The organism is Fibrobacter sp. UBA2449 (assembly GCF_002342555.1).
In the GTDB taxonomy this organism is placed as follows: Bacteria; Fibrobacterota; Fibrobacteria; order Fibrobacterales; family Fibrobacteraceae; genus Fibrobacter.
This window is the reverse complement of sequence record NZ_DDQF01000005.1, coordinates 314,109-340,397: the sequence shown is the minus strand read 5'-3', so window position 1 is coordinate 340,397 and position 26,289 is coordinate 314,109. Positions and strand designations below refer to the sequence as shown.

Below are 26,289 nucleotides of genomic sequence, written 5' to 3'. Positions count from 1 at the left end.
GTAATCTCCTTTGACGTTGCGTTGAAAATATAAAAAAACGCGCCGTGGAGGCGCGTTTGAATGTCACTTGACCGGCTTGATTTCCCACAGAGCCTTGACGCCTGCGGCCACAATTAAATGCTGGGGCGGAGCGTAGGGGTTTTCTTCGGTGGGGAAGTTCGTCCAGTGCTTGGTGGAGAACTGGTAGTACTGCGTGGGGCGGTACATGACTGGCAGCACGGGTATCGTCTGCATGAAGATTTTGTTGAGTTCGCGGTAGGCCTGCGTAAGTTCTTCCTGCGAAGTGATGGTCGGGATCTTTGCCATGACCTTGTTCGCCTCGTCGTTCTTGAAGCGTCCCTGGTTGGAGAAGGCGTCCTCGCCGACAGGTTTGAATGCGACATGTCCCATGACCTGGTCGAAGCGGGTCCAGGGGGTTGCCGCGGAGAGCTCGGCGGTCTGCGTCTTCATGGCGAGGTCGAAGGTGCACTGGCGCAGGTCCTTGTCCCACACGCTGTAGTCCACGAACTTTTCTTCGGCGGAGATCCCCACTTCCTGGAAGGATTCCACGATGACCTTGATGGCGTCTTCCCAGTCGGTCCAGCCCTGCGGGCATTCGATGCTGATGGTCCGGACGGTCTGGCCCTTCGGGTTAACGAGCTTGCCTTCGGTGTTCCAGGTATAGCCCGCGGCGGTAAGGATTTCCTTTGCCTGGTCGATGTTGAAGGAGTAGCCGAACTTGGCTGCATCGTCCTTGTTGAAGAAGCGGCTCTCGGGGCCAAAGGGCAGGATGAATCCCGGCTGGATGGCGGGTGTGTAGTTCGAGATGGCACGGCTCTTGATCTTTTCGAAGTTTACGGAACGGGCGAGAGCCTGGCGGAAGGCGGAGTCGTTGAACGGTTCCACCTGGTGGTTGATGATGAGCGTCGTGATGGATCCCGGCTGGTGGTAGGGCTCCTGGCGGCTCCAGGCGCGGATGCTGTCCTTGGCCTTATCCCAAATGCGGGGCAGGAAGATGGAAGACACGTCGAGGTGCCCCTTGGTCATGGCGCTGTTGAAATGGTTGTTGCCGTTGTAGAGCGAATGGACGATGTACTTGGGGGCGGGGAGCTTCCCCCCGTGGTTCGCGTTGCCCCAGTAGCTGTCGTTCCTTTCGAGGACAATCTTGTCGGGAGAGAACGTCTTCAGGTTGTAGGGACCCGAGACGATCGGGTTCGCGTCGTTCTTGAATTCGGTAATCTTGGCGAAGTTGTAGGTCTTGCCTTCCTTGGCGCCTTCGATGATAGGCTCGAAGACCGCTTTCGGGAGGATAGAGGTTTCGGCGATGGCGTTCAAGATAATGAGCGGATTCTTGTTGCCCTTCGCGAAATTGATGACGATGTTATTAGACTTGTCGGCCGAGATGGACTCTATATATTCCCAGTTCCCGTGACGCGGGGTCGGGAGGATGGAGTCGATATGGAAGGTGTAGAGGACGTCTTCTACCGTCACCGGGGTGCCGTTGTTCCATTTGGCTTTCGGATCGAGGTGGACCGTGATGCTGGAATCCGTTTTCACGAAGCTGTCAGCGAGCATGGGTTCCAGGTTGTCGCTAATCTGGTTGTAGGTGACCAGAGTTTCGTACATGAGACGGACGTTCCCGTCGATAGGGAAGTTGGGGTCGTAGTCGAGGGGATTGAAGGTCGTGGGTGGGGCCCAGTCGAATCCGCCGATATATAAGGTTTCCGAACGAGGATATTCGGAATTATCGGCTGTTGCCTTTTCCTTGGGCTCGTCTTCGCAGGCCATAAGACCAAACGCGACGAGGGTGAGGGACCCAGACGCTACGAATTTGAAAAATTTGCCTATTGCGCTCATACATATAAATGTAGTGAGATTTTTGTTTTTTTGCCATTAAATTTTATTTACAGGTCTTCTAAAATGGAATAAAATGGGCAAAAATCGAAATGTTGCCTTTATTTTTCAAAATGTGACGCCCGTCACAGGGAAAAGCTGTAGAGAAGTCGCTTGGGTGAGGCGCTGTAGAGTGTCCTGTTCATGACGAACGGAGTCCCTGCGCCGCCAGGGGTGTTGAAGCGATGGGCGACCGTCCCGTCCTTGAGGGAGAGCGCGATGACTTCGCTGCCCTGGTCTATCCAGGCAAGCGATCCGGATATGAATGGCTTGGTGAATACGGAGCTCCTACCCTGGTATTTCCAGAGCGGGCTGCCGGAGGGCGAATAGAGGAGGATGCTCTGGTCCGCAAGCCCCACGAGGATGTTGTTGTCGTGGCCGCCTGTAGACTGGAGCGAGACGATGGACGCTTCCAGAAGGATCTGTGCAGGCTCGCGCGCAGGATCGGATGCGCTGTAGAGGAATATCCTGTTGTTGTCGGTGGCGACCGCGACGGCTGAATCTGCCTGGACTAGGAACGAGATGCTGCCGGCGCGCTTGGGGGCGATTTCGAGAGGCTGCCCCGAATTTTCGACGACGTAGCGGATGTCGCCATCGAGACTTGCCGTGTAGATGGATGCGTCGTGCAGGGCGAACAGGAACGGCGACGTGAAGATCTTTCTGGACCAGGCGAGGCGATATTCGGAGCGGTTGATTTTGAGAAGGAACCCGTTCCAAGTGGAAACGTAGATGGAGGAGGGCGATAGCTGGATGCTGAAAGCCTTCCCGGGTAGCTGGAACGATTGCGGGGGCACATCCTTTTCGAGGTCGTAGAGACTCAGGTTGTATCCGGAAGAAAGCGCAAGCGAAACGTCGTCATTGGCCATGACGGGGCTGTTCGTCATCTTCTCGAGGGTCCTGGACCAGCGCTGTTCACCGGTTTCGGCGTTGATGCAGATGAGCTTCTCGGCGGCAGGATCGACTGTGTAGAGGTTTTTCTTGTTTCCGAAGAACTGCGGGTAGATTGTCTTTGGCGAAATGGCGAGAAGGCTCACGAACTTCGCGTTGATGGTCTTGCTGTAGCGGTCCAGCACGAGGGAACTCGTGCGCGAAGAACTGATGGAAAGGCGGACGGCTTCGGACCAGGCTTTCTGGCGCTCCTTTTCGCTTCCCTTGCTGGATTCGAGCAGAAGCGCCCTGTAGAGCCAGGCTTCGGCATTGCCGGGTTCCAGCTTGAGCAGGGAATCGAGCAACGGCGTGAGTTCCTTCCAGGCTCGGGCTTCGGCCATGGCGGCGACCTTCAGGGTAAGCAGGTCCGATTGCAGGGGGCGCTTGCCGTAGTAGTGTGGGGCGATGCCTTGCAGCTGCGTATCCTTGAAAACAAGGAATATGGATTCGTCGGTGTGGATGGGCGGGGCCGAGATGGGCCTTGCAAAGTTGAAATGCCACAGCGGGATTAGAAGCGTGTCGACGGCCGTGAGCGAACCTTCGTTGGTAAATAGCCCGATGGTTCCCTGGGCGAGGGGGTAGATGCTTGCGGCGTCGCTGCGGATGACGTTTTTCAGGATGCCGCTGGAATGCTCTATCAGGGAAATCCTTCCGGAGGCTTCGAGTACTGCGAAGTTGTTTTCGAAGGGGAGGATCTGTTCAATGTTGTTGAAGGGGAGCTTCCATCGGGGGATTGGGCCCGCCTTGGGTTCGAAGCAATAGAGAATCCCGCCGGAGAAAAGGACGATGTCGTTGCCTTGGACTAGGACTTTCTGGATGGCGTCGTAGAGGGATATGGTGTAGGTCTCGGCGCCGTCGATATCGGAAATGAAGTGGAGGGCGTTGTCGGGACAGTTCAAGATGTAGTGGCTCGTGGGGGAGTAGCGCCCCTCGATATGGCAGCCTCTGTACTTGTCGTTAATCTGTAACGAGATGCCCTTCTTGTTGAGCAGGGTGACTGCGTTTTCGTTTTGGACAATCGCTTCGTCTCCGTTCGAATAGAATTCGATATTGCCGGCGATGGGATAGGCCCTCGACGGGAGCTTGTTGCTTAGCGGCCTGTAGAGAAGGCTGTCCCCGCTTTCGTTCTGGTACCATATCCCGGAATCGTCAATATGGAGAATCTTGGTTCTTGCGATTGACCCCACGCGGACATCGATAATCGTGTCGTTCACGACCTTCTTGACGGATCCGTTTTGCAGGAGCAGGTAGGTGGATGTTCCGCGGAAGGCCTTCGCGATAGGGCTGTGGAGGGTCCAGGACTTTTTCAGGAGCGCTTCGGGGGTGCTGCTGGTGCTCGCCTCTCGCTCGGAAAGCCAGTAGGCCTTGCTGGTCTCTTTCGTATTGGCAAGGCTTTGCTGGTAGTAGAAGTTTGCCGAATTCTGGTTGTCGAAGAGTTCCCGGATTTTTCCCAGGTAGAAGTAGGCCGTTTCTCGGTCTTCGCGGTCGCCTTGGCTTGTGACTTTTTCGAGGATGCGGATGGCTTCTGCCGTTTCGCCCTTCATCTCGAAGCGGTAGATGGCCTCCTGGATGGAGGCGTTCATCTTTTCGGCATGGACGCAGACGCTGCATACGCAGAGGAACACGAGGACTTTCAGGAGTCCTTGCTTCAGGGCCGTGCGGGCCGTCGTATGTAGAATCGTGCTATGCATTGCTGTTAGGCGTCGAACTTGTAGCCGGCTCCACGGATGGAAACGATGATCTTGGGATTGGTCTGGTCGTCCTCGAGTTTCTTGCGCAGGTTCACGATGTGGTTGTCGATGGTGCGCGTCGAGGGCATGTTGTCGGGAGTGTATCCCCAGATGTCGGTGAGCAGGTCTTCGCGGAGTACGACTTCTCCACGGTGCTGCCAGAAGTATTTTAGAATCTGGAATTCGCGTGCCGACATTTCGAGCGGGATTCCCGCCTTGGTTGCCTCGTATTTCTTGAAGTCGAGGTGGATGTCTGCGAAATCGATGGCATCACTTGTCTGCGGCGCGGGTTCGGGCTGGGAGACCGTCTCGGTGCGGCGGAGGAAAGCCTTTACGCGGGCGAGCAGTTCGAGGATGGAGAACGGCTTGGTGACGTAGTCGTCGGCTCCCATTTCGAGACCGGCGACCTTGCTTGTTTCTTCGGTCTTTGCCGTGAGCATGATGATGAAGCATTCCGGATGCTTCTTGCGGATGACTCGGCAGACTTCGAAGCCGCTTTTCTTCGGAATCATGAGGTCGAGGATGACCAGGTGCGGGAGGAAGGAATCTGCCTTCGCGATGGCTTCTTCGCCGTCGGCCGCGGTCTCGACGATGTAGTTTTCCAGTTCAAAGTTGTCCTGGAGCCCGAGGCGGATGATTTCTTCGTCTTCGACGATGAGTATTTTGTGTTGCATATCAGTCAACCCTCTTGAATCTAACGGTAAATGTAGAACCCTTGCCGGGTTTGCTCGAAAGCGAGATGGTCGCTTTGTGTGTTTTGACGACTCTCTTCACGATGGCAAGCCCGAGTCCGGAACCCTTGGTGCTGCGGGTCATTTCGTCTCCCACGCGGTAGAAGTCGTTGAAGATGTTTTTTTGTTCCGAGGAGGCAATGCCGACACCCGTATCGGCAACCGAGAATACGGTGCGGTCCTCTTCGTTGTAGACGCTGATGGTCACCTCGCCGGGTGCGTTCGTGTACTTGATTGCGTTTTCGATGAGGTTCTGGGCTAGGCTGTAGAGTGCCGTGTAGTCGCCCATGACGTAGGTGCCCGGCTCGAACTTTGTGTGGAATTCGAGCCCCTTTTCGACCCCGATGTCTTCGACGGCATCGAATACCTTTTTCGCGCACACGGAAAAGTCGAGCCGCTCCCACTTGAACGCTCCCGTGCCATGTTCCATGCGCGTGTAGTTGAGAATGGCTCCGATTAGGTTCTCGAGTCTGGAGGCTTCCTTGCCGATGAGCCCGGAATATTCCTGGACCTTTTCGACTTTCACGACGCGCCCTCGCGCCATCATTTCTGCAAACATCTTGATGGAAGTGAGCGGGGTCTTGAGTTCGTGCGAGACGCTGGAGAGGAAGTTCGTCTTCATGGCAAGGAGCTTGTGTTCTTGGATAATAAAACGCAGCATGAAGAACGAGCCGAAGATGACGGTAATGAGCGAGAACAGGAGGAGCCCGTACATGAGGAACATCCTCTGGCGTGATTCCTTGCGTATTTCCGAGACGTCCTTCTCGTAGAGCGAGAATTCCCATGGGAAAGCTTCGGAAATGCGGGATTGCGAGAGTATGTTAGAACTGTCCGGAATAGCGCCTGCGAGTAGGGAATCGTTTTCGTCGATGATGGAGAAGGGAACGTTTTTCCAGCGCTGGGAAATGTTCTTTACTTTGTCTATAAGTCTCGCCCTGAAGGCGTCTCGGTCGATTTTGGCGATGACGACCTGGTTCCCGGACAGGAAGGGGTAGTTCATTTTAAATAAGGTGATTTCGGAATCGTTGCGGTAGAGAATGCCTTCGCTGGAAGCATACTCGTTGTCCAGAAGTTCCTGGAAGAGGTTCCTGTACTTGGAAAGAATTTCCATGTACCCCAGCTGCCGGTTGAAGTTTGACCGGAGGTTCCAGAACGCCTCGCGTTTTTCTTGCGGAAGGTCTTCAAAGGAAAGAATTTGCGAGAATGCGGTCTCGAAGAAGAATTTGGCAGAAGGAATGTCCTCGATGCTTTCGCTCTGTAAGAACTGATTCAGTACGGAGAGGCTGTATTCCTCGGCCTCGGCGTGTTTCTTTTGCTTGACGAGGATTTCGAAGTGCAGCAGGTTCACCGAGCGGGTGAGGTCCGCGTGCAGGTAGCCCTGCAGGTGCGGATTGTTTTCGAGTACCCTTAGCCACTTGAGCGCTTCATCGTAGTTCTTTTCCTTGTAGCAGAGGCGCACGATTCCGAGGATGTTCAGTACCTGCTCGTTCTTGGTGGCGAAAAGTGAATTCGCCTTGATGAGCCTATGGAGGAGAACTTCCCGGCTGGTGGTGTCCTGTTCGGCTTCGAAGAGCCGCTGCTCGTTTATGCTTGCGACTATGGAAGAAAAATCGTGAGTCTTGTAGAAGTGCTTCGACGAGATGTCGGGATAGACGAGCTTCCCGTTGTTGTAGAGGAAGATGGCCTCGATGCCTTGCACATCCTTGAAGGATGCCGCGTTACCGAATTCGAGCAGGCTTCGCGGTTGCTCGTAGAGGAAGATGGAGGCGGCCTTTGTTTCCTGATATATCTTTTCTTGTTCTTTCTCGACGGCGTCTTCTATTTCCTTCTGGAGCGCGGCCTGGTTCTCGTCGAAGTTCTTTTGCGCAAGGAACATCTCGTTCTGGATGTTCCTGAACCCGAGGAACGTAAGTATTGCCGTAGGCAGGATGATTCCGCCCACGAACAGGAGGATGAGGACCAGGTTGCCTTTGGAAAAGTGCATCGCCATTCCCCCTTCCTACAGGGGGAGGCTGGCGGAGATGCCCGGACACAGCAGGACGAGCACGCTGCTCGCCATGAGCAGCATCATCAAGGTGAGGGCCAGAGCGGCCGTGATGAATAGCGCCTTTGTCACTTGACTATGTTTGCCCTATGGGTGATGGAAACCCTGTGCCCCATCTCGATGCGACGATTGTTGGAATAGACCTCGCGGATGAGGACGGCGGCTTCGTTCGGTGCGGCCCTGGCGATGAGCCCGCGTCCGAGCAGACGCGGCGGAATGGAGTCGTCGGAGTTGTCTTCCTCCCAGATGGCCACGGCATCGCCGGTGTTGTAGCCCTGTTCGATGCCCTTGTCGATGAGCACGTAGGAGTAGCTGCCGATGATGAGCATCGGGTCCATCGCATAGCGGATCTGGGCCATGGAATCGATGGTGACCTGCTTTTCGTCGGAGTAGCCGCTGACGTTGATGGTGTTGAGCGGCTTCTTGAGGCGGGCCTTGGAAATGTTGATCTTGATCTCGCGGAAGCTCTGCATGATCATGGCGCGCGAAAGGGTGTCGCCGATGGCGGTAATCTTTGCGATGCCCGAAAGCCGGAGCAGTGCGAACTTGTCGAAGCTGTGCGACTGCTTGCTTGCTACTTCGATGGGCTTTGCTTCGAGAATTTCGACGAGGTCACCCTTCTTGAGGCCCGGCATGTTCTTCTTGCCGATGCCGACAACGACTTCCATTTCGGGAATGTGGAGGATGGGTTCCTTCTTTTCGCCGGAGCGGATGGAGAAGAAGCTGCTGTCGTTCCTCAGGGAGTCGATGGTGTAGACTTCGGGGGCGAGTATCTGGTAGTAGCCGTTGAAAATCTTGGGAGCCGAACGCTGCTTGTAGAAATAGGTGTCGGCTTCCTGCTTTTTCTTTTTCTGCTTCTTGTCCTTGTCGCGGAGGTTCCCGAGCATGTTCTCGAATTCGCCGGTGCGTTCGTCCTTTTCGTCGCAACCGGCGCTCTCGACAGAATAGCCCTTGCCCTTGGGGAGGGCGGAATCGGGAAGTGCCGCGCTGCAGGGATACTTCTTCTTGTCGGAAGGAATCTGCATGACGCCTTCTTCGCGGATGCTGTCTCCCAGGTAGATGGAGTCACCGGGGTAGATCCAGTGCGGGTCCTGGATGTGGCGGTTGTTTTCCCAGAGGTCGGGCCAGGCGAACGGGTCGTGTAGGTATTCGTCGCTCAGGTCCCAAAGGGTGTCGCCCTCCTTTACAACGTAGGCGGAGGCGATCAGGGCCGAAAGGCCGAGGGAGATTGTCGCACACTTGAAAAAATTCATATAGAACCTTGTAACCCTTTGAATGAAAACGAGTTAACTAATAATAATTTAATCTTTTCTTTGCCTGCGGGGAGAACTTTTTTGGACAAAATGGGGAATATCGCCCCTATTTTGGGGCGTAACGCGTTCGACGGGGCGCTGGACGGGGCGTTTTCCGGCCTTTTTGGCCCCGAAACCGCCCAAAAGGCCTGCCCGGTCGGGGACGAACAGCATCAGGAGCTCGAATCCGGCGGTCCCGGGTTCGAGATCCAGGGGAATTGTTTTGCGCAGCATGTAGCCCTTGTCACGGAACCGCTTGATTTCTTTCGCCGCGTTTTCGAGGTCGGATGTCTGCAGGAGGATTCGTTCGGGGCGGGACGAGGCGATGGCCTGGGCGAGCTCGGCGTTGAAGGTCGTGTCGCTCCCGGTATTCAGGTAGAACGTCCAGCGGCCTTCGTTCTCGTCCTTGGAGAAGAATTTTTCTAGGAAAGCCGGTTCCAGGTGCGCCCTGTGGAATCTCAGGTTGTCTTCGAGGAGGGTGCGCGCGTTGTGCTTTGTAGAAAGCATGGCTGTTTCGCGACAGTCAAGGGCGTCGATGCGTTCGAAATCGTTAGAGAGGCTTGCCGAAACGAAACTGGAACCGCTGAAGAACTCGAAGAACTTGTCCCCGGGGGCGGGGTGGATGGCGTCGCGGATTCTCTGTGGGAATTCCAGCCAGGCATCCTTGATTTTCGGGGCCCAGTCGAGGACGTGCATTGAAAGTCCCGTGCTGGAAAGGGGCATGAAGTCGCTTCCGAAGACGGCCTTCGCCTCGACGCGCATGTTGAGAGGCTTGGTCGGGTCGAATAGGTAATTCGGTGTGCAGCGGAGCTGGTGGCAGCTGATGATTTCGGGATGGAATCTTTCGACGAACTCGAGGAAGGTCTTGCTCGCGTGGGCGGTGGTGCTGCCGTGGAGGTTGGCCTGGATCAGCATGGCGAAACGGCCGTCCCCGGTCGCCCGGAACCAGATTTGACGGAGGGCTCTCTTGAAGGGGCGAAGGTGTTCCTTGTGGAGCTGCTCCAGAATTTTCTGGACACACTCGGGTGCGGGCATGTCCTTCGCGGGAGACTCCAGAGAAATGGATTCGTGCCCGTCCACAAGCTTGTTCAGGATCCTCCAGTCCGAATGGTCGCTTTGCGCATCCTTGGTGAACCAGGCCTGAATCTTGCCGGGGATTTTTTCGTTCTCGGCCCAAGCCGTAAGCTGTTGCTTCTTCTCGTCGAGTGTCAGCGCACGGCGGATAGGCCTTGCCTGTGCTACGGACTGTTCCTTTGTACGGGACTGCTTGGAAGAACCTGTATGGAACTTGCCTGCTACAAGCTTTTTCGGGGCGCGTCCTGTGGAAAATTTTCTTTCGTTTTTTTCGAACATCGGTTAGGGCTCTTGATACTTTAGAATCTTCGAATTATTCGGAATTGTTGTATGCTACACGAGGAATCGCGGATAGATCCAGGAACATTCGCGTGCGAGCATCTTCGGGAACTCGCGGAACGAACCGTTAATCTGGAACAGGTTGAGGCCGCCTTCGACCGGCGTGAGCGAGATGACGCTGTCGGCGCGGGATTCCAGGTAGGGGTATTCTCCGTTGTTGCAGGCGGTGACCACGGCACATCCGGTAAGGGCGATAATCGTGTCGACCATCTGCATGAGAATCTGGTGCGGAGACCCGGTCAGCCTCATGGATTTCGGATTGTGGAGGACTGCCGATATGGGGTCGATGACGACGACGCGGTAGTCGTGGTTCTCGAGTTTCTTTGCTCCCTGAATGCGCTTCGCGATAAGCTGGGCCGTCTCGATGGGTGAAAGCGCTACGCCGCGGAGGTTCAAGAAGCCGAACTTGGGCGTGTTGGCGCTGAGCCCGCGCTTGTTGCCGAGCATGTGGAGGCGGTTCAGGAATACGGACTTGGTGAGCTCGAAGTTGATAAAGAGCACGTCGTTCGAAGAAGTGGAACTTCCGAACCAGTCTTCTCCGTAACAGATTGAAAGCCCCATGTCCATCAGGGCAAGCGACTTCCCGCTCTTGGGCGGTGCCTGGAAGAGGAAGAATTCGCCTGCGCGCAGCATGTTCTCGATGATGCTCGCATCTTTCTTGGGCGCCTCTTCGCTGTCGCTCGCAAGTTCGATGAGAGGTTTTCCGTCGAGGGAGTACTCGACCCATTCCTGCCATTCCTTGAAGTTCTTCGCCCCCTGTTCGAGGCCGATGAGATACTGCTGCTTGCCACCGCGCAGCACGCCCGGCATGCGGGCCATCATGGTGGGGCTCTTGTTCGCGGAATCTACCTTGAAGCCTTGGGAGTCGAGCGTCTTGAAAAGGAACTCGATGCGCTCGTCGTATTCTTCGCGGTCGTTCGCGCCAATCTTGATCCAGGCCTGTACGGAGTTCGCACCCGTGTTCACGAGGGCGGCGCAGGGGAGGTTCAATGCCTTGTAGTAGGCGAGTTGCTTTGCAAGGGACATCTTCGGGTTGTCGACGACGGCGTAGCGGTAGCGCCAGCTTTCGTCGCTTGCGTCGGCTCCGCCCTTGGTCGCGTTCACGCAGATGAGCGCGCCTTCCTGGCTGTCCAGGCTCTTCATGATTTTCTTGATAGTGTCGTCGCGGTCGACGATGTTCGAGACGAGTTCGGAAGTGGCGGTCGGCGTGTCGGAAATCTTGAAGTCGATGGTCTCGTCGTTTTCGAAGGTGACTTCGAGGAGTTTCGCGAGGTCCTTGCGCCAGTCGGCGGCGGGCCAGGGGATGGAAAGAGCCTCGGGGTCGATCTTGAAGTTCTGCAGCAGTTCCATGGACTGCGTGTCGAGGCCGAGCGCAAGCATCTGCTCCATCGAGATCATGCCGGCAGGCATTGGCGATATGATTGTTGCGCGCTGCGGGGCGACTGATGTCGCCGGGGCTTCGCCCGGTGCTGCGGGAGCAGCAGCCGCAGCGGCGGCCTTTTCCTCGCTACGGTCGGTGGAGCGCTTTTCGGTAGAGAATGCCCTGCGGAGGATCTGCTCAACCTCGTCGGGTTCCATGCCGTCGTCACGGGCCTTGCCTCCGAGCTGGAAGCTTGCGTCCATGAAGGTCCAGCCTTCTTCCTTGGCGGCTTCGCCAACCTTGAAGAGTTCGCTTTTCAGTTCGGCGGGACTGTATTTTGTCTTGAGGAACTGGTTGATGACTTTTCTTGCGCTTTCCATACGGACCTCTCTTCCGTTTTTATTCCAAGATAAATTTATTTAGGCCTTGATGCGGAGTCTCGCACATTCGTAGAGTCCGAGGGAGAGAGCTACGGATGCGTTGTAGGAGTGGGCTTCGGGCATCATCGGGATGCGGAGGACGGCGTCGCATTTCTTCTTGATGAAAGGCGGAAGTCCGACGTCTTCACCGCCTACGGCGATGACCGCCTGGTCCTTGAATTCGAACCCGGCGAGGTTTGTTTCGGTGTCGGCGTCGAGACCGAGAATCTGATAGCCGGCCATTTTCAGTTCTTCGATGGCGCCTTCCAGGTTGTCGGGGCGGCAGACGCGCATTTTGTCGAGTGCTCCCGCCGATGCCCTCGCGACACTCGGGGTGATTCCGCACATGCCTTTTGCCGGAATCATGAAAAGGTCGACTCCCAGGGCGAGGCAGCTACGGATGCAGGCGCCGAGGTTTCGCGGGTCTTCGATGTTGGTCGCGACGGCGATGAGTTTCTTTTCGCCCTTGTCTACCGCATTGAAAAATTCCTCGCGGACATCCATCCAGTTCAGCAGTTCCTTTTCGTTCATGAGCGCGACGACGCCCTGGTTCGGCCTTGCGTAGCTGTCGAGAATTTTCGAGTCTACCTGCTGCACGTGGACGTGTGCGCGTTTTGCGGCCTTCTGGAGTTCGTAGAGCTTGGGATTCCCGGACTGGTGCATGAAGAGGATGCGGTGAATGCGCAAGGGCTCCTTGGCGAGAAGCTCGGAGACTTCCCTGATCCCGCCGACGGCGACCTGCGGCTGCGATTCGGCGTCCCCCATGGCGGTGACGATGTTTTCGGGACGGGGCCTGCGGTCGAAGTCACGGCTCCTGAAATCATTGCCTTTGAAATCGCGGCTGCCGAAACTGCGGCTTTCAAAATCGCGGTTGCCGAACTTGCGGTTGTCGAAGCGGCGTCCGAAACCGGGTTTGCGGTCGCTGCCGGGACCGCGACGATTGTCGTCATTGTCAAATTGCATTCTGTTGCTCCGTTGAAAAACTATTGAGTATTGTCTAGTACCTTGGCTTGCAGGCGATAACGGTATCCATCTTGATGTCGGTCGCCTTTTGTTCCAGCGGTTCCTTGGAAATCTGTGCCGGGGTCGCGATTCCCGCCTTGTAGGCGCCCGGGTATTTTGCGAGGAAACGGTCGTAGTAGCCCTTGCCGTGGCCGATGCGGCTGCCGTCCCAGTTGAACTTTACTCCCGGTACGAGGAAGACGCGGATTTCGCCTTCGAACTTTTCGAGACCTTCCCGCGGTTCCATGATGCCGAAGTGCCCGGGAACGAGATCCTTTTTCAGGTTCGCGACCTTGTAGAAATTCATGATGCCCTCGCCTTCGCAGCGCGGGAGCAGGAGCCTGCCTTCGCGTGCGAGTTCCTCGATAATGGGCAAGAGGTTGGGCTCTCCCTTGAGCGGGTAGAACGCGGCAATGTGGTGCGAGTCCCTGTAGCCCGGAATCTCGTGAATCTGCACCCAGGGTTCCTTGATGACGTCGTCGCCGTTCTTTTCGCGCCGTTTCTTGAGGACGAGGTCGACGATGGGGCTACTGCCGAATACGAGCATCACGAGGATGGCGAGTGCGATTGCCGGTAGAAGGGACATGGCCTAATCCTCGCCTATGCGTTTTGCTGTCGGGAGTTTCTTCCGGAGAATCCCGTTCCAGAGGTCCTTTTGCCACGACATGAGGTGGGCTTCGCTATACCGTTCTTCCCAGGCCATGTTGCCGGGCGCGGCAAGCCAGATGAGCTGCCCTTTGTTTGCCAGGAGCGAGGGGTCGAGGTGTAGGCTTTCGGCTTCCTCGTCGCGCCATATCTTGAGGGCGGCTAGGAGTTCCGAGTGGGGGATTACTGGTGGAGGCGGAGCCTTGGGCTTGCGTTCGGGCCATTCGCTTTCGGGGGTGGAAACGGCCTGTTGCAGCATTTCCTTGAAGGAATCGAGACGTTCGTCCCTGAAGTTTCGCGGAAGTTTTGGAAGCTGTTCTACCTTCACGTTCGGGAAATGCGCTTGGGCCGCGCGCACTATGGCGAGCATGAGTTCGGCGGGCATCACCTTGTAGGGTGGGCGGTCCATGGCTTCGGCCTGCTTTTCGCGCCATTCCCAAAGAAACTTGAGAATGTTGAGCCCGCAGGGTGGAAAAATGTTGGAACCGGAAATGCGCCAGGGGTCGTTCGTCTTTTCTCCCGGGTTCTTCGCGTGCTCGATGAGAACGCGTCCCTGTTCCATGAGCCAGCCGTAGCGCCCTGCGGCGATGAGCTTTTCGGAAAGGATGGCGCACAGTTCGTGCAGGTAGAAGGTGTCGTGGATGGCGTATTCGCACATTTCGAGCGGGAGTGGGCGAATGGTCCAGTCGGCGCGCTGGTTTTCCTTTTTGAGTTCGTCACCGAAAAATTTCCGGACGAGGTCTGCAAGCCCCAGGTGTTCTTCGCCCAGGAACTTGGCCGCAAGCATGGTATCGAAAATGCTTTTGGGTGAAAACTTGTAGGTCTGCCACAGGAGCCGCAGGTCGTAGTCGGCCCCGTGGAAGATGACCGTTTGCATGGCCCGAGTCGAAAAAATCGGTGAAATGTCGACGGCACAGAGCGGGTCGACGATATAGTGGTGTTCGCCAATCGTAATCTGGATGAGGCAGAGCCTTGCAAGATAATGGTGCATGGAATCGGCCTCGGTATCCACGGCCGCCATATCGTAGAGCTCGAGGTCCGCGATAAGGTTCGCGAGGCCTTCTTCGCTGTCGACCAGGATGTATTTTTCGTTCTGCATCATTTTCTTTAAATTTAAATAAATAACGCTTGTCGTTTTAGGCCGCCCTGTAAATCTTGCTATATTTGCGCCCATGAAAAAGATATCCCTTACTGGCATCAAGCCCACCGGCACTCCTCACCTGGGTAACTACCTCGGTGCAATCCGCCCTGCTCTTGAACTTTCGAAGACCTACGATACGGTCTACTTCATTGCAGACTACCACGCTCTCACTACCGTGCAGAACGGCGCCGAGATGCGCGCGAACATCTACAAGATTGCGGCGACCTGGCTTGCGCTTGGCCTGAACCCCGAAGAAGGCCTGTTCTACAAGCAGAGCGACATTCCCGAAATCTTCGAGCTCAGCTGGGCGCTCAGCTGCTTTACGCCGAAGGGATTCATGAACCGCGCCCACGCCTACAAAGCGAAGGTCGAGGCGAACAACGCCGCCGGTGAAGATCCGGATGCGAACGTGAACATGGGTCTCTATTGCTACCCGTGCCTCATGGACGCCGACATTTTGATGTTCAGCGCAGACATCGTGCCCGTGGGCAAGGACCAGAAGCAGCACGTGGAATTCGCACGCGATATTGCCATCAAGTTCAACAAGCATTTTGGGCAGGACGTGTTCACCATCCCGGAACCCGTGTTCCAGGAAACGACCGGCATTATCCCGGGTCTCGACGGCCGCAAGATGAGCAAGTCTTACGACAACGTGATTGACATCTTCCTCGAGAGCAAGGCCCTCAAGAAGAAGATTGGCAAGATTGTCACGAACTCCCAGGGCATCGAGGAACCGAAGGATCCGGATACCTGCAACGTGTTTAAGTTGTACAAACTCTTCGCTACTCCGGAACAGACCGAGGCGCTCGCCGCCCGCTACCGCGCCGGCGGCATGGGCTGGGGACACGCGAAGCAGGAGCTGCAGAACGTTCTTGAAGAACACCTGGGCGCCGCCCGCGAAAAGTACTTCTACCTGCTCGGCCACACCGAGGAAATCGACAAGATTCTCGCATACGGCAAGGAGAAGGCCCGCGTGAAGTCGAAGGCGATGATGGAGAAGGTGCGTTCCCTGTTGGGCACATACTAATCAAGATAAACAAGATTGCCAGAATCCCATTTGACCCGGTTGCATCGGCAACTGGGTTTTTATAGATTATGGGTAATGCGAGTCCTTGTTTTGACATTCCTTCTGGCCTTTGCGTCCCTGGCCGCTGAACCTGCGGTGAAGGACTCGTCGGCTATAGAACCCTCTGCCGCGGATTCTACGGAACGAACTGCCAAGAAGAGTGTCCCGCTCCCGCGTCAGTCTGCCTATACGGGTTATGGACTTTTGGTGGGGCTTGCGGCAGGAATCTTCAATCCGACCAAGGAATGCGATTGCCTCGGCGTTTGGCAGGGCCAGTTTGAATACTTCTATAGCGACTGGATTAGTGCGGGGGGTGACGTGCGGTTTTTCGGGGGAGACCTTGATACGGACGTGATGCTTCGCTACCAGAGGTACCGGGTCAATACGCGGTTCCATTTCCCGCAGGGCTTTTGGGATTGGTTCGTAGGCCCGATTGTGGAACTGGAAAATACGGACCTTGAGGACATCCGCGAAGAATGGCACCAGCGAGACGATGAATGGTGGCTTCCGATACCGGGGGGGACGAAAAACGAAAAACAGGAAATAGAGGACTGCGAAAAGATGTTCTCGTTGGATGGATTCTCTATTGGAGTCGAAGCCGGGGCGGGAGTCGCGATCCTTACGTATTTTGGAGCGACGGGAAGCATCCTTTACGAATACAATTTTGGCGGGGCCCAGCTCCTGACGCTAGCTCCGGGCGTGGCGTTCGACATGCAGGAGGTTTGGTCGTGGGCGAAGAAGCGGCTGTCGACGATGTGGGTCTCGTTCGAAATGGGTTTCCAGCGCTTCTTCAACAGGTCCGTGGATTCGTGGGCGATGTCTGCCTACCTGGGTGCCGTAATCGGCTTTTAATTCTATATTTGGTTCGTCTAAAATTTTCTCAAAAGGAAATACAATGGCTAAGAAAGAATCCAAGAAAAAGGTTGTCCTCGCTTATAGCGGTGGACTCGATACCAGCATCATCATCCCCTGGCTCAAGGAAAACTACGATTGCGAAGTGATCGCTTTCGCTGCCGACCTCGGTCAGAACGACTTCCCCGACGCCAAGGCCCTCGAAGACAAGGCCCTCAAGACCGGCGCTAGCAAGTGCTACGTTCTCGACCTCAAGAAGGAATTCCTTGAAGACTACGTTTGGCCGACCGTTCGCGCCGGTGCAAAGTACGAAGGCACGTACCTCCTTGGTACCTCTTTCGCCCGTCCGCTCATCGCCAAGTACCAGGTGAAGATTGCCGAGAAGGAAGGCGCTTACGCTGTTGCTCACGGCGCTACCGGTAAGGGTAACGACCAGGTCCGTTTCGAACTGACCTACGCCGCTCTCAACCCGAAGCTCCAGATCATCGCTCCGTGGAAGGACCCGAAGTGGACGTTCCACAGCCGCGAAGACGCTATCGACTACGCTGCCGCACACAAGATTCCGCTGAACGGCATCAGCAAGAAGAAGATTTACTCCGAAGACGGCAACCTGTGGCACCTCTCTCACGAAGGTGGCGTTCTGGAATTCCCGGAACAGGAACACAAGTACGAATTCCTCAAGCACACCGCCACGTACGAAAAGGCCCCGAACAAGGCCGACCACGTGACGATTACCTTCGATAAGGGTAATCCGGTGGCTATCGACGGCAAGAAGATGGGCGCTGTCGAACTCCTCGAATACCTGAACAAGATTGGCGGCAAGAACGCTTGCGGTCTCTTGGACATCGTCGAAAACCGCCTCGTTGGCCTCAAGAGCCGCGGCGTGTACGAAACTCCGGGTGGCACGCTCCTGTACAAGGCTCACGAATGCCTGCAGCAGCTCGTGCTCGACAAGGAAACTTTGTTCGAAGCCCAGAAGATGTCCATGACGTACGCGAACCTCGTGTACAATGGCCAGTGGTTCACTCCGCTCCGCCAGGCTATGGACGCCTTCTTCACCGAAGTGAACAAGGTTGTTACCGGTGACGTGACCCTCAAGCTCTACAAGGGCAACATCATCCCGGCCGGCATCAAGAGCCCCTACAGCCTCTACGATATGGGCCTCGGTGGATTCACCGACGTCGACATGTACGACCAGAAGGACGCGACGGGCTTCATCCGCTGCTTCGGCCTTCCGCTCAAGACGCGCGCCCTGTTGCTCGGCAACAAGACGAACGTGGACTTCGGCAAGGAAGTCAAGCTCCCGAAGAAGTAATTCGGTAGCCTTGTCCGCATGAAAAATCCCTCGGTTCAAAACCGGGGGATTTTTGCATTAGAATTCTGCCAGGTATCCGGCCCGCCAGAGGATTGCGGGCTCGTCGTGCTTCATGAAGTAGTAGATGGGGTAGGCGACCTGGGTGAAGAACCCGAAGAGGTGGATCCGTATTTCGGCGGAAACGTCCAGGGATTCCTTGTAGTTGTAGGGGTAGAGGTACATGGCCCCGTTCGCCTTGTTCAATGCCTGGTGCATCTTGTTGGGGGCTTCTGCGAATTCGTAGCCGCCTCCGACGCCCAGGTCTACTCTAAACGGGAGTTCGCGGAAGAAAGTCCAGTCGAACCCGCCGCGGAATCCGCACCAGAAGTCGTTTCCGCCCTTGTGGATGCCGAGCCCTTCTAGGTGCAGGGTCAGCGCCTTGTAGCCGATTCCCGCTCCTATCATGACCGGGGTTGGCTGCCCTGCCGATACGCCGGCTTCGAACCTCCAGGGAGAGGCGTTTTGGGCATGTGCGAGCATGCTCAGGAGCAGGATCAGTGTCGCGGCTACGCGGGTCATGTGTGCAATAATAGAAAACGCCTGCCCATTTTGCCGAAAAAAGTGCTATCTTTAAAACGAACATCCGGCCCTGTGGGTTACGCCCGGGCCAAAACGAGGAAAACAACATGAAAATAAAATCGCTTCTTTTGGCATGCGCTACCGCTTGCACATTTGCTGTACCCGCCATGGCAGAAGGCGGCATGTTCGAGGGCTCGCTTCCCGAGAACTGGACTGCCGATGTGGTCGCCGCTGTCAAGTGGAACTACTACAACTTCTCCAACTGGCAGCAGGATGGAACTTCCAACTACACCTGGCTTGTGTCCTTCGATGCCGACGTGACGGGCAAGTGGAAGGTGGCCAACTGGCGCAACCTCGTGAACCTCGCCGTGGGCAAGACCTGGACAGATGGCCTTGGTCAGCGCAAGTCCGCTGACAAGATCTTCTGGGAATCCATGGTCGACTTCAACATCACCGAGAAGTTCAAGCTTTACGCGGGTAACCGCTTCGAGACCCAGTTCCTCGCCGGCTATACTTACAGCACGGACGACGAGGGCAACGAAGTGAAGAAGGCCGTATCTAGCTTCATGGATCCTGCATATGAAACGCAGGTCGCCGGTGTGGCCTTCATCCCGAACGACATGTTCAGCCAGCGTCTCGGTTTTGCTAACCGCATGACGATTTCCAACGGCTATGGCTTTGCCGATGACAAGGATACGGAAAAGTTCGAAAAGTTCAAGAATGAACCGGGCCTTGAATCCATCACGGAATTCAAGTATGCGTTCTCCAACATTGCTAGCTTCAAGAGCCGTCTGTGGGCTTTCGTGAACTTCAAGGGCATTGACGAAATCGACGGCAAGTGGGAAAACCTCCTCGCCGTGACGCTCGTTCCTTACGTGGAACTCCAGGTCGGCTACGATATGGCCTACGACAAGGACTTGGACCGCGACGCCCAGTACAAGACGATGGTACTCTTCGGCCTCACCTGGCGCTGGTTCTAATCGACTCGCGAACGGAAAAATTTTATCCCCGGCCTAGCCGGGGAAATTTTTTTTGTACAAACTAATTTTTTTTAACTGCTAGGGGCGGGTGAGCAAATCGTTCATCCAGGCATCGCGGTGTTTGCGCAATGCTTCGAGCGACTTGTCGTCGGCGCCGCTTTCGTCTCGGAGCGCGATGAGTTTCTTGTAGCCGTCGATAAGGGAAGTTGCCTTGGCATAGCGCGGTTCGAGCTTCGAAAGTTCGTCAAGGATGGCATCGTCGGAATAGAGGCGCGAGATGCCTTCGAGCGTGTGGTCGACGAACGAGTCCTCGTTTCCTTCGGCAAAAGCCTTCTCGGCTTCGGTGAACTCCAGGGGGCGGATCCGGTCGACCCAGGCAGTCTCTTCGGCGTATAGCTCGTTGTCTTCGGCGATGGCGTTTTTCTTGCGCAGCAGCTGCAACTGGCGCTCCATGTAGGGACGGTAGCTTTCGGTGTCCGTCTCGATTCCCTGTTCCTTGAGGAAGGTGTCGAGGTTTGCGAGGGTGGTGCGCGTGGGGTTGTTGAGCAGGCATTCCTTGAGCACGGCGAGCTTGTCTTTGGGGAGCATGTTCTTGAAGGAATCCGATTCCAGGCTGTTGGCCTTGATGCGCAGGTAGAGGACCCTTAGCAGGATGAGCGCGATGGCGATGGCGAAAATAATGGACCAGTTCATGTCCCAAATATAGAACTGGGTCACACAAATTTGACGAAAAGGGAAGTTTGGACCCCGACTGGAGGTCCAAACTTCATGTTTTTTGTCACGCAAAACCGTAAAACAGCTTTTTTGCGGTGCTTTTTGAAAAAAAAAGAGAATAAATCGTCGATTTTGGTTTATATTTAGTATGTATATATACGAATAGAACCTATGTTGAGTAGGTGGAGATTGGATTATATGAAGACAAAATTGGTAGCAGGACTCTCCGTCGCTTTTGTCGGATTGTTTGGATTAACTCCGGTTCACGCCGATGTCGCTGGCGCGGCGAACTTGGATATCATCGTTCGCGATTTCCCCGTGAATCATCCGGACTTCGAGAACTTTTCCGAAGAATACATCAGCACGGGTGACGGAAACTACTGTGGTGGCCAATGCGGCAACAAGATTTTGGCCAAGAACTATCCCGGTTACGACCAGGCGTGGTATGGGCTCGCTCCTTATCACAATTCCTGCGGTAACGGTCGTTCTAAGGCCGGTGCCTGGATTGGACAGGATGGCAAGCCTAATGTTTTGAACCCGTATTTGCCGACGTACCTGCAGGGGGTTACGACGGCCCAGGAACTCAAGTACGGCGAATGTAACGACAAGACGGCCAGGGGATGGACCCGTCGCGGTTACGAAGCGTACCAGGCGGGCGCAATCAGCGGTGCAAAGTGCAACGGGAACTTCTGGGCTAATACGGTGTATTATACTCCCGGCATGGTCCAGTCCTACCTGCAGTTTATCCCCGATCCCGCTACGGGAGAACTCGACATGCTCGACGGCGTGAAAATCCTGGGAACCGGGGCTCCGTTGTGCGACAACCAGTTCTTTGACCAGTGGTATTCGGACGGGAACGGCTGGAGCAAGCGTAGCAACACGGTTCTGGTCCTCCCGTCTGTATCTACGGGTGTCTATTCCATTGACTATAACTACAGTAACGGCGGATACTTCCCGCTCGATATCGTCGATACGAACACGCAGATGCGTATTGATATGGCGACCAAGGCGAACGGCGGCTGCTCGACGGAACAGTGTGAACAGTGGGGCCCGCAGACGCTCTCCATCTTCTGCCCGCCGTATGATTACCAGTATGCGGGTGACCAGACTGACATGATGGGCTCGAAGACCAATGCCCTCTGTAATTCCTGGCTTGCTAACGGTGGCCCCCGTACTCCGACGGCCGCCCAGGCTGCTGCTAACGGTGCTGGCACGCTCGGCCAACAGCATCTCCGCAACTACGGCTTTACGATGATGGGTTACGCCAAGTTCAAGTATCATTCCAAGAACCAGACCCCGAACCACGAAATCTTCGAGTTCACGGGTGACGACGATATGTGGATCTTTGTGGACGGCGTGCTTGCCGTGGACCTTGGCGGTACTCACCTTGCCGCTCCGGGCCGTGTCGATATCGAGACGCTTGCTGCGAATGGTCATGGCTGCGTGACGGATCCTGCCCTTGCCGTTCTGGGGGCACCTCCTCTTGCGAACAAGACGGGAACGGGTGAAAACTGCCAGCCGAAGGGGGATGGCTCTGTCCATTGGGCTGACAACACCTGGCACCACCTTCACTTCTTCTATGCGGACCGTCAGTCCGATGGTTCCAACATGTACATGAAGACTTCCCTTGCTGAACTTGCTCCGACCAAGTATGGTCAGCCGACAGTCAAGGATGCCGCCGTTACCGTGACCGACGGTGTGGCGACGACGAGCCTTATCCTGAATACGCCGCTTTCGCAGGCGACCATTGACATGATGATTGCAGGCGGCAACTCGGGACAGATTCCGACCATCGTCGTGGCGCACTGCACCAATTACGATGCCAATGCCGGTGCCTGTGCCACATATGATACGCTTGGCATGTATGTGACCAGCGTGGAATTTGTCATGGACAAGGGTGCCGAAGGTGTTGTCTACGATATCAAGGGCAAAGTGAAGGACAAGAATAACGTAGAAAAGTCCCTTCAGGGTGGCGATATGATTGCGTTCAACTATCCGAACAATGATCCTCTGAGCGAAGCGCATAACGCTTGGAGCGAAAAGATGTTCGTGGTAAACGAATTGGGTCAGCTGGTTCCGGTCTACATCACTTCTTCGGCGGGCAAGACGGTTGAAAGCTTCCCGACGGAATGGGCTTCGACGAAGTTGATTGTGAACCCGACTACGGTTATCGACATGAAGGATACGACGCTTGTCCGTCCGGAATTCTATGTGGATGAGTTGACGGCTTTGGCCGAAGCGTCCGATGACGGAATGCTTAAGAATAACGCCACTGCCGAGTTGCTGATTACACCGCTTCCGACAGACTTTATTGATGGCGGAGACCAGAATGGCTGGCTCAAGGACAACTGGGACGCCATTACGGGAGCTCCGGTTGGTGCTGATGGCCATGCCGGTGCTGCTGTGACATGGCCGAACGCCAAGATCAAAAACAACAACGGTGTGCAGGGCGATAACGGAACCCCGGCGATGGGACGTTGCTATGCGGATGCGAACGGCACCGAAAGCTGCTCCAGCATTTCGTTCCGTACGTCGCAGCCGTTCCAGGTGAACGTGCGCGTGTTTGACCACCTTGGCCACTTCATCAGCCAGTACACCGAAAGCGTGAAGGATCCCAACGTGTTCCGCCAGATGGTGACGGACCCGGTTGTGAATGCTGGTCTGCAGGGTCAATACTGCTTCCCGGACAAGGGCGAACCGGTCCAGACGAGCGGTGTTGCCGAAATGATGGTGACCATCAAGATGTATCCGATTTCTCAGCAGGGCCGCAAGCTCGGCACGGGTCCCTACATCTACCAGGTGTCCATCATTAAGGAACATTACAAGTACTGCGCCTACATGGGCAATGGTGCCACGCAGTTCGTGGATGCCCCGTACCAGCGCGCCTCCTACACGACGACTCGCGGCTACCTCCGCCGTGGAAACTAGTTCGGAAGGACAAGCTTGAAAAGGACCCGGCAAAAGCCGGGCCTTTTTTATATATGCTCGAGGCCCGCCCTAGTCCTGTTTTTCCCCGATGAGTGCGAATGGTTCAGCGTCTGTGATGCGGACCTTTAGCGACTTGCCTGCGGGAATGTCGCCGACGAGGGCTACCGGGCGGTAGGCCTCGTTCCGCGCGATGGAGGTGCCACTCCGGTGGCCCGCCTTTTCGGCGGTGACGCGGCACTCGCGACCCATCCACCGGGAATTGTTTTGTTGCGCGATTTTTTGGAAGGCTTCGGCGAGGATGGCCGATCGTTCGTGTTTGACTCGGTCGGGCATGCGCAGTGCCGTGTCGGCCTCCATCCGCGCGGCGGCCGTTCCCGGCCGGGCGACAAAGCGCGTGATGTTGCATACCGTCGGTCGGGTGTCACGGAGCAGCTGGAGTGTCGCCTCGAAGTCGCTGTCCGTTTCTCCGGGAAATCCGACGATGAGGTCGGTGCTGAGGGTCGCTAGCGGGAAGCGCGTGTTGAATTCGTCGGCGAGCCGGAAAAAGTCACTTGCGGAGTGCCTCCGGTTCATCGCCTTGAGAATGCTGTCGCTCCCGCTCTGCACAGGAATGTGGATAAACTTGTAGAGACGGTCGTCCTGGAAACATTCCCAGAGCGAATCTGCGTATTGCTGCATGTGGCGCGGGTTTCCCATGCCGAGGCGCATCCGGTAGTCGCCGGGAACATGCGCGAGAATGTCCTGCGTGAGTTCTGCAAGGTTTGTCCCGATGTCGAACCCGTAGCAGGCGCAGTCCTGGCCGGTAAGCTGGATTTCGGAGCAACCGTCAGCTACGAGCTGTTTGACCTGCTCGACGATTCCTTCGGGGGCGTAGCTTTTGAGACGTCCTTTCACGAGGTGCGTGCTGCAGAACGCGCATGCGTCGAGACAGCCTTCCTCGATATTCACGATACCTGTGAACGGCGATTCTCGAAGGATTCTGCCTTGCATCGGAATTTTGGATTCCGCGACTAGGTCGCTAATTCCAGCGGCGGCGGAAATTTCCTTTAAATCCGTAAAAGCTACGTTGTTTGTAAATCTGGAGGCTTCCTCGCGGAAGTCCTTTGGGGCGCACCCTGTGATGAACAGCGGCACATCCGGAAATGATTCGGATGCGGTCCGTAAAAGTTTCAGGGCCCCCGCGTTGCCCTTCACGGTGCAGACGTTCAGGTAGATGGCGTCAGGCGTAACCTGCTGACTTGGCTTTCCTTGTGCGGTTGACTTCGCTTCCGGTAGGCTGAACAGGATGCGGCAATCCGGGTGTAGGGTGGCTAGCGCCCTTGCTATGCGTTCCCCGTCGCCGAAATTTGCGGCACACCCCTGGCTGATTACGGCAAAAACCGGGTTCTCGGCACTCATTTCTCGAACCGCTCCAGCGTGATTCCCGGGTAGTAGTGCGTGAGGATGGTCTTGAAATCCTGGCCCGCGGCACTCCGGGCGCGGACGCCCATCTGGCACATGCCGACCCCGTGTCCGAATCCTTTGCCGGAGACTGTCCATTCGCCTTTCTTGTGTTCTATCCTGAAGAACGACGACGGGAGGATTGTCCCGCCCTTCTTGAACAGCCATCGCACTTTGTCGCCCCGGACTTCGAACTTGCCCTTGTCTGTTTCGACGGCGAGCGTGAGGATGCGTCCGCTATTGAGCGTGTCCTTGACGACGATGTTCTTGATTTTCTTGAAATCGGGAACTTTGGCCTTGGCTTCTTTCCCGTTCTTCTTTATGAGGGATTCGAGTTCCTTGTCGCTGAACTTGCGTTCCCACTTGCTGTAGCTCGATTCGTTGCACCATGGCGTACCGTCATCGCGCAGGTCGGGTGCACTCTTGAGGTAGGGAAGGTCGGGCCGCTCCCAGGTGGCAAGCGTCTCGCTCATGCCCCCGCAGGTGGAGTGGTAGTAGGCGATGATGAACTCGCCGTTGTAGGTCATGACGATTCCTGCGGTCGACTTCACGGCGCTGTCGGTAAGCGGAGTCGCCGAGCGCAGTCCCATGTAAACCTGGTCTTTGGTATCGGCGTAAACATCGAACCCCATGGATTCGCGGCTGCCGAAGTGCTTGTAGGCATACGTGCGTGCGGCGATGGCCTGCGATTCGAGTGCGCTGAAGCGGCTGCTGTCGAGCTTGCCGATTTCGTAGGGCACGACCCCGCGCAGGTATTCTTCTACGTCGATCACGTTCACTGCGTTTATCAGTCCCTTGCTTGCGCTCACGTAAAAGTGCCCGGGATAGCATGCGGAGGCAAGTTCCTTTGTGGTCGGCGCGATAGAGATGCAATTCCCTTCGCCGTAGATTTCCTTGTTTTCGAGCGTGACGGAGTTTTCCTTGCCCTGGAACTTTACCATGTTGCCCGAAGGCGTCATGTGTATGGTTTCGCCCTCGAGTTTCAGATAGAGTTCCTTGACTCCGATGTAGACTCCCACTTTCAGGGGGCGGTTCAGGTTCTCGGGAATCTTTTTTGCGATGACGCCTGACGGCAAGTTTGCGCTTGCGTTGTGCGTTTCGGAGACGCTTGTCGCTTCGATCGGTGTGAAATTTACGGGTGCCCCGTAATCGGATTCGTCGTTTGTCTGCTCCTGTCCGGCGGAGTCCTGCGGTAGAGCTTGCTGGACGGGTTTTGTCTCGGGCAAAACCGGCAGTTCAAAATCGTCGGCAAACGCTATTGCCGAAAGTGCGAAAACGCAGAGCGCGGAAAATTTAGGACACCCAATCACCAACCGCCGGTCACTTCTTCTTCAGTTTTGCCTGGGTCTCTTTCGCCATCTTGCGGAGCTTGGACTGGTTCATCGTGCGGTCGGCGGTAGAAATCTTGTCCACGAACAGGTCGCCGTTCAGGTGGTCCGTCTCGTGCTGGATACAGCGGGCAAAGAGCCCTTCGCAGTTATGGATTTCTTGCGGTTCGCCGTTGATGTCGAAAAAGCGCACACACACCTTGTCCGGGCGCACTACATTGCAGAAGATATCCGGAAGAGAGAGACAGCCTTCGTCGTAGTCCACGGGCTTCGCATCTTCTTCGGGTTCCCATTCGGGGTTGAACATGATGTAGGGACGCGGGTCCTCCTCGCCGGGGATGGCCGTGTCGATGACCACGAGGCGGATGTTCCTGCCAATCTGCGGGGCGGCAAGTCCACAGCCCGGGGCGTCGTACATGGTTTCGAGCATGTCCTGTGCCAGTTGGCGCAGTTCCGGAGTGATTTCGGTAATCGGCTCGCTTTTTTTGCGGAGCACCGGGTCGCCGTAAATGCGGATGGGGAGGAGGGCCAT

General features: G+C 55.9%; 20 protein-coding genes. 5 read left to right on the top strand and 15 right to left on the bottom strand.

Going from position 1 to position 26,289, the window contains the following annotated elements:
- Positions 1–63: 63 nt before the first annotated feature.
- The 10 genes from B4B27_RS03020 to B4B27_RS02975 all read right to left on the bottom strand — a co-directional run bounded on the left by B4B27_RS03020 (position 64) and on the right by B4B27_RS02975 (position 14,537).
- Positions 64–1,836 (bottom strand): ABC transporter substrate-binding protein, encoded by a 1,773-nt coding sequence (locus B4B27_RS03020; RefSeq protein WP_290723504.1) that lies wholly within the window; start codon positions 1,834–1,836, stop codon positions 64–66.
- A gap of 122 nt (positions 1,837–1,958) precedes the next feature.
- Complete coding sequence (locus B4B27_RS03015; protein ID WP_290723502.1) at positions 1,959–4,490, bottom strand: PQQ-binding-like beta-propeller repeat protein; 2,532 nt, start codon at positions 4,488–4,490, stop codon at positions 1,959–1,961.
- A gap of 5 nt (positions 4,491–4,495) precedes the next feature.
- Entirely contained in the window at positions 4,496–5,203 is a 708-nt protein-coding gene (locus B4B27_RS03010; protein ID WP_173382595.1) for a response regulator transcription factor, read from the bottom strand.
- Between the two features lies 1 nt (position 5,204).
- Positions 5,205–7,244 carry a sensor histidine kinase gene (locus B4B27_RS03005; RefSeq protein WP_290723500.1) on the bottom strand — a complete coding sequence of 680 codons (2,040 nt, stop codon included), beginning with the start codon at positions 7,242–7,244 and terminating at the stop codon, positions 5,205–5,207.
- Positions 7,245–7,372: 128 nt separating this feature from the next.
- A complete protein-coding gene (locus B4B27_RS03000; protein WP_173364832.1) occupies positions 7,373–8,557 on the bottom strand; it encodes a LysM peptidoglycan-binding domain-containing protein in 1,185 nt (394 codons plus the stop codon).
- 48 nt (positions 8,558–8,605) lie between these two features.
- Positions 8,606–9,949: a hypothetical protein gene (locus B4B27_RS02995; RefSeq protein WP_290723497.1), complete on the bottom strand. Its 1,344-nt coding sequence runs from the start codon at positions 9,947–9,949 to the stop codon at positions 8,606–8,608.
- 54 nt (positions 9,950–10,003) lie between these two features.
- Positions 10,004–11,749 (bottom strand): AAA family ATPase, encoded by a 1,746-nt coding sequence (locus tag B4B27_RS02990; protein ID WP_173382598.1) that lies wholly within the window; start codon positions 11,747–11,749, stop codon positions 10,004–10,006.
- A gap of 39 nt (positions 11,750–11,788) precedes the next feature.
- Positions 11,789–12,751: a TrmH family RNA methyltransferase gene (locus tag B4B27_RS02985; protein WP_173364835.1), complete on the bottom strand. Its 963-nt coding sequence runs from the start codon at positions 12,749–12,751 to the stop codon at positions 11,789–11,791.
- A gap of 34 nt (positions 12,752–12,785) precedes the next feature.
- The gene (locus B4B27_RS02980) at positions 12,786–13,376 is read right to left on the bottom strand and encodes a 5-formyltetrahydrofolate cyclo-ligase (RefSeq protein WP_173364836.1); all 591 of its coding nucleotides are present in this window, start codon (positions 13,374–13,376) and stop codon (positions 12,786–12,788) included.
- Between the two features lie 3 nt (positions 13,377–13,379).
- Positions 13,380–14,537, bottom strand: coding sequence for a ribonuclease D (locus tag B4B27_RS02975; protein WP_173364837.1), 1,158 nt, complete (start codon positions 14,535–14,537; stop codon positions 13,380–13,382).
- Positions 14,538–14,607: 70 nt separating this feature from the next.
- Here B4B27_RS02975 and trpS point away from each other — a divergent pair, with 70 nt between their 5' ends.
- The 3 genes from trpS (at position 14,608) to B4B27_RS02960 (ending at position 17,809) form a co-directional block, all read left to right on the top strand.
- Positions 14,608–15,603 (top strand): tryptophan--tRNA ligase, encoded by a 996-nt coding sequence (gene trpS / locus B4B27_RS02970; protein WP_290723491.1) that lies wholly within the window; start codon positions 14,608–14,610, stop codon positions 15,601–15,603.
- Between the two features lie 75 nt (positions 15,604–15,678).
- Positions 15,679–16,494: a hypothetical protein gene (locus B4B27_RS02965; RefSeq protein WP_290723489.1), complete on the top strand. Its 816-nt coding sequence runs from the start codon at positions 15,679–15,681 to the stop codon at positions 16,492–16,494.
- A gap of 43 nt (positions 16,495–16,537) precedes the next feature.
- A complete protein-coding gene (locus B4B27_RS02960; protein ID WP_290723486.1) occupies positions 16,538–17,809 on the top strand; it encodes an argininosuccinate synthase in 1,272 nt (423 codons plus the stop codon).
- A gap of 57 nt (positions 17,810–17,866) precedes the next feature.
- Here the strand turns inward: B4B27_RS02960 and B4B27_RS02955 are convergent, their stop codons facing one another.
- Entirely contained in the window at positions 17,867–18,367 is a 501-nt protein-coding gene (locus tag B4B27_RS02955) for a hypothetical protein (protein ID WP_290723484.1), read from the bottom strand.
- Positions 18,368–18,474: 107 nt separating this feature from the next.
- Here B4B27_RS02955 and B4B27_RS02950 point away from each other — a divergent pair, with 107 nt between their 5' ends.
- Complete coding sequence (locus B4B27_RS02950; RefSeq protein WP_290723482.1) at positions 18,475–19,347, top strand: DUF3078 domain-containing protein; 873 nt, start codon at positions 18,475–18,477, stop codon at positions 19,345–19,347.
- A 78-nt stretch (positions 19,348–19,425) separates the two neighbouring features.
- Here the strand turns inward: B4B27_RS02950 and B4B27_RS02945 are convergent, their stop codons facing one another.
- Positions 19,426–20,040 (bottom strand): hypothetical protein, encoded by a 615-nt coding sequence (locus tag B4B27_RS02945; protein WP_290723480.1) that lies wholly within the window; start codon positions 20,038–20,040, stop codon positions 19,426–19,428.
- Positions 20,041–20,259: 219 nt separating this feature from the next.
- Between B4B27_RS02945 and B4B27_RS02940 the strand changes: the two genes are divergently transcribed.
- Positions 20,260–22,989, top strand: a complete 2,730-nt coding sequence (locus tag B4B27_RS02940; protein ID WP_290723478.1) for a fibro-slime domain-containing protein — start codon at positions 20,260–20,262, stop codon at positions 22,987–22,989.
- 69 nt (positions 22,990–23,058) lie between these two features.
- Here B4B27_RS02940 and B4B27_RS02935 read toward each other — a convergent pair whose 3' ends face one another.
- From B4B27_RS02935 to def, 3 genes are read right to left on the bottom strand one after another with little or no spacing between them, the layout of a single operon-like run.
- On the bottom strand, positions 23,059–24,387 hold the full coding sequence (locus B4B27_RS02935; RefSeq protein WP_290723476.1) for a MiaB/RimO family radical SAM methylthiotransferase: 1,329 nt from the start codon (positions 24,385–24,387) through the stop codon (positions 23,059–23,061).
- The gene (locus B4B27_RS02930) at positions 24,384–25,739 is read right to left on the bottom strand and encodes a SpoIID/LytB domain-containing protein (RefSeq protein ID WP_290723473.1); all 1,356 of its coding nucleotides are present in this window, start codon (positions 25,737–25,739) and stop codon (positions 24,384–24,386) included. The genes B4B27_RS02935 and B4B27_RS02930 overlap by 4 nt, the downstream gene beginning before the upstream one ends.
- 10 nt (positions 25,740–25,749) lie before the next feature.
- Complete coding sequence (gene def / locus B4B27_RS02925) at positions 25,750–26,289, bottom strand: peptide deformylase (RefSeq protein ID WP_173366197.1); 540 nt, start codon at positions 26,287–26,289, stop codon at positions 25,750–25,752.

What these genes read in the sequence shown, in the direction of transcription:
- B4B27_RS03020 (WP_290723504.1), bottom strand. Translation starts at nt 1,836, where the DNA reads ATGAGCGCAATAGGCAAATTTTTCAAATTCGTAGCGTCTGGGTCCCTC.
- B4B27_RS03015 (WP_290723502.1), bottom strand. Translation starts at nt 4,490, where the DNA reads ATGCATAGCACGATTCTACATACGACGGCCCGCACGGCCCTGAAGCAA.
- B4B27_RS03010 (WP_173382595.1), bottom strand. Translation starts at nt 5,203, where the DNA reads ATGCAACACAAAATACTCATCGTCGAAGACGAAGAAATCATCCGCCTC.
- B4B27_RS03005 (WP_290723500.1), bottom strand. Translation starts at nt 7,244, where the DNA reads ATGCACTTTTCCAAAGGCAACCTGGTCCTCATCCTCCTGTTCGTGGGC.
- B4B27_RS03000 (WP_173364832.1), bottom strand. Translation starts at nt 8,557, where the DNA reads ATGAATTTTTTCAAGTGTGCGACAATCTCCCTCGGCCTTTCGGCCCTG.
- B4B27_RS02995 (WP_290723497.1), bottom strand. Translation starts at nt 9,949, where the DNA reads ATGTTCGAAAAAAACGAAAGAAAATTTTCCACAGGACGCGCCCCGAAA.
- B4B27_RS02990 (WP_173382598.1), bottom strand. Translation starts at nt 11,749, where the DNA reads ATGGAAAGCGCAAGAAAAGTCATCAACCAGTTCCTCAAGACAAAATAC.
- B4B27_RS02985 (WP_173364835.1), bottom strand. Translation starts at nt 12,751, where the DNA reads ATGCAATTTGACAATGACGACAATCGTCGCGGTCCCGGCAGCGACCGC.
- B4B27_RS02980 (WP_173364836.1), bottom strand. Translation starts at nt 13,376, where the DNA reads ATGTCCCTTCTACCGGCAATCGCACTCGCCATCCTCGTGATGCTCGTA.
- B4B27_RS02975 (WP_173364837.1), bottom strand. Translation starts at nt 14,537, where the DNA reads ATGATGCAGAACGAAAAATACATCCTGGTCGACAGCGAAGAAGGCCTC.
- trpS (WP_290723491.1), top strand. Translation starts at nt 14,608, where the DNA reads ATGAAAAAGATATCCCTTACTGGCATCAAGCCCACCGGCACTCCTCAC.
- B4B27_RS02965 (WP_290723489.1), top strand. Translation starts at nt 15,679, where the DNA reads ATGCGAGTCCTTGTTTTGACATTCCTTCTGGCCTTTGCGTCCCTGGCC.
- B4B27_RS02960 (WP_290723486.1), top strand. Translation starts at nt 16,538, where the DNA reads ATGGCTAAGAAAGAATCCAAGAAAAAGGTTGTCCTCGCTTATAGCGGT.
- B4B27_RS02955 (WP_290723484.1), bottom strand. Translation starts at nt 18,367, where the DNA reads ATGACCCGCGTAGCCGCGACACTGATCCTGCTCCTGAGCATGCTCGCA.
- B4B27_RS02950 (WP_290723482.1), top strand. Translation starts at nt 18,475, where the DNA reads ATGAAAATAAAATCGCTTCTTTTGGCATGCGCTACCGCTTGCACATTT.
- B4B27_RS02945 (WP_290723480.1), bottom strand. Translation starts at nt 20,040, where the DNA reads ATGAACTGGTCCATTATTTTCGCCATCGCCATCGCGCTCATCCTGCTA.
- B4B27_RS02940 (WP_290723478.1), top strand. Translation starts at nt 20,260, where the DNA reads ATGAAGACAAAATTGGTAGCAGGACTCTCCGTCGCTTTTGTCGGATTG.
- B4B27_RS02935 (WP_290723476.1), bottom strand. Translation starts at nt 24,387, where the DNA reads ATGAGTGCCGAGAACCCGGTTTTTGCCGTAATCAGCCAGGGGTGTGCC.
- def (WP_173366197.1), bottom strand. Translation starts at nt 26,289, where the DNA reads ATGGCCCTCCTCCCCATCCGCATTTACGGCGACCCGGTGCTCCGCAAA.